Origin of the sequence: Jatrophihabitans sp. (assembly GCF_051960575.1) — a bacterium.
Lineage (GTDB): Bacteria > Actinomycetota > Actinomycetes > Mycobacteriales > Jatrophihabitantaceae > JBQCEE01.
This window is the reverse complement of record NZ_JBQCEE010000179.1, coordinates 1-2785: the sequence shown is the minus strand read 5'-3', so window position 1 is coordinate 2785 and position 2785 is coordinate 1. Positions and strand designations below refer to the sequence as shown.

The 2785-nt window shown below is 74.1% G+C and carries 2 protein-coding genes; one reads left to right on the top strand and one right to left on the bottom strand.

Annotated elements, in window-relative coordinates; all coding sequences use genetic code 11:
* Window positions 1-71 precede the first annotated feature (71 nt).
* Window positions 72-1901, top strand: coding sequence for a CocE/NonD family hydrolase (locus tag ACTHMS_RS10355; RefSeq protein ID WP_440306581.1), 1830 nt, complete (start codon window positions 72-74; stop codon window positions 1899-1901).
* Window positions 1902-2038: 137 nt separating this feature from the next.
* Here ACTHMS_RS10355 and ACTHMS_RS10350 read toward each other — a convergent pair.
* On the bottom strand, window positions 2039-2785 hold a 747-nt coding region (locus ACTHMS_RS10350), incomplete at its 5' end, for a TrmH family RNA methyltransferase (protein ID WP_440306580.1).

The window sequence follows — 2785 nt, the reverse complement described above, 5'->3', positions numbered from 1 at the left end:
CGCCGTCTCGTTGATCAGCCGAATGCCGGTACGGACCCGTACCGGCGGGACGACTCCAGGAGTGCCCGCCCATGCGCCGATCCCGCCCGCTCGCCGCCGCCGTCACCGGCTCGGTCGCCCTCGCGCTGGCCGCCGCCGCGGTCGGCGGCACGCCCGCCGCCGCCACCGCGGCCTACAGCGTCCAGACCCTGCACTTCGCGGTCGCGACCGGCGCCGACGGCAGCACGCCGTGCGACATCATCGGCGACCTCTACCTGCCGGCGGACGCCTCGCCGACGCACAAGGTGCCGGCGATCCTGACCACGAACGGCTTCGGCGGGTCGAAGGACGACCAGGCCGGCATCGGCGCCTACTTCGCCGGCACGCAGGACTACGCCGTGCTCTCGTACTCAGGGCTCGGGTTCGGCGGGTCGGGCTGCAAGATCACCCTGGACGATCGCGACCACGACGGCCGGGCGGCGAGCCAGTTGGTGAGCTACCTCGGCGGCGCGTCGGGCATCGCGTTCACCGACGCGGCCCACACGACGCCGGCGCCGGCGCTGACCGTCGTGCAGCGCGACGCGAAGGGCTCCGACGGCAGGCCGCACGCGAACGACCCCCGGGTCGGCATGATCGGCGGCTCGTACGGCGGCCAGATCCAGTTCGCCGCGGCCGCGGTCGACCCGCGCATCGACACGATCGTCCCGCAGATCACCTGGAACGACCTGGCCTACTCGCTCGACCCGAACAACACCGCCCAGACCAAGGGCGTCACCACCAGCACGCCGGGCGCGGTGAAGCTGAACTGGGCCGCGGGCTTCTCGGCCGAGGGCGCGGTGCAGGGCGTGCAGCAGGGGCAGGCCGACCCGTCACGGCTCGTCGGCTGCCCGAACTTCGCCGACTTCGTCTGCCCGGCGCTCGTCACCGGCGGCACCACGGGCTACCTGCAGCCGGACGCGATCGCCGCGCTGCAGACGGCGTCCGTCTCGACCTACTACTCCGCCGTCAAGATCCCGGTGCTGCTCATGCAGGGCGAGACCGACACCCTGTTCAACCTCACCGAGGCGATCGCGACGTACAAGGCGCTCAAGGCGCAGGGCACGCCGGTGCAGATGATCTGGCAGCAGTGGGGCCACTCGGGCGGCCCGGCCGCGGGCGAGTACGACGCCTCGGCGCCGGACCCGGCGACGCAGTACGACACGCAGCGCATCGTCAACTGGTTCAACCACTACCTGCGCGGCTCGTCGGTCTCGACCGGCCCCGCGTTCGCCTACTTCCGCGACTGGGTCTCGTACACCGGCCGCGCGGACGCCGCCTACGCGTCCTCGTCGAGCTTCCCGGTCGGCACCGCGAAGAACTTCTACCTCGGCGGCAGCAACGGCCTGGTCGGCCTCGCCTCGGACGCGACGGCCGGCTCGCAGTCGTTCGTGACGCCCCCGGCGGGCCTGCCCACGTCGCTCGACCCGCAGGACGTCTTCGGCAGCTACACGGGATCGGCGACGACGAACGACCCGGACGCGCCGGGCACCGCAGCGACGTGGACCACCACGGCGCTCTCGGCACCCGTGGACGTCGCGGGCTCGCCGACGCTGCGACTGCAGGTGAGCGCACCGACCGCCGCGCTCACGCAGCTCACCGGACCGGCCGGCCAGCTGGTGCTGTTCGTCAAGCTGCAGGACGTCGCCCCGGACGGCACGGTGTCGCTCATCCGTGGCCAGGTGGCGCCGATCCGCGTCCCCGACGTGACCGCGCCGTTCACGGTGACGCTGCCGGCGATCGTCCACCAGTTCGCCGCGGGGCATCAGCTGCGCCTGGACATCGCGGGCGGCTCGCTGAACTACCGCGGCGGCGTCACCCCGACGCCGGTCACCATCGCCTCCGGCCCGACGCAGGTGCTCACCCTGCCCACCGTCGCCGGCTGACCTGGGAACCGCGTCCACGGTGACGGACCACCCGCGCGGGTGACGGATCGAGAGATCGGGTGACGGCGAATTCGCCGTCACCCGATCTTCATGTCCGTCACCCGACCTCGCGGTCCGTCACCGACACCGCGGAAGCGTCACCCGCGGCGGGAGTGCGCGCGGGCGGACGCGTAGAGGCAGACCGCGGCGGCGGCGGCCAGGTTGAGGCTCTCGGCGCGGCCGAGGATCGGCACCGAGACGGTGAGGTCGGCGGCGGCGAGCACGGCGGGCGGCAGGCCGTGGGCCTCGTTGCCGAACAGCCAGAGGGTGGGCGCGCCGAGCAGGTCGGCGTCGAGGTCGAACAGCGACGCCGTGCCGCCGCCCGTGGTCGCGAGCACGCAGTAGCCGGCGCGGCGGGCGGCGGGCACGAGGTCGTCGACGGGGTGGCCCGCCACCACGTCCAGGTGGAACAGGCTGCCCGCGGACGCCCGCACCGCCTTGCCGTTGTACGGGTCGACGCCCGTGCCGGCCAGGACGACGGCGCCCGCGCCCGCGGCGTCGGCGGTGCGCAGGATCGTCCCTGCGTTGCCGGGATCGTTCGTCTCGACCAACGCCGCGACGAGCGGCGGCCGCCGGTCGAGCGCGGCGGTGAGCGGCACGTCGATGGCACGGCAGACGGCGACGAGCCCCTGCGGGGTCACCGTCTCGGAGAGCGCGGCCGCCGCCTTGACCGAGATCTCGTCGACCCGGATGCCCGCCGAGACGGCGGTGCCGACGATGTCGCGGTGCCGCGCGGACGCCTCGGCCGTCGCGAAGAGCTCGACCACGACGTCGGGTGCGCGCAGGGCCTCGCGGACCGCCTGCGCGCCCTCGGCGAGGAAACGCCCGGCCTCGCGACGGCCCGC

What these genes read in the sequence shown, in the direction of transcription:
- ACTHMS_RS10355 (WP_440306581.1), top strand. Translation starts at nt 72, where the DNA reads ATGCGCCGATCCCGCCCGCTCGCCGCCGCCGTCACCGGCTCGGTCGCC.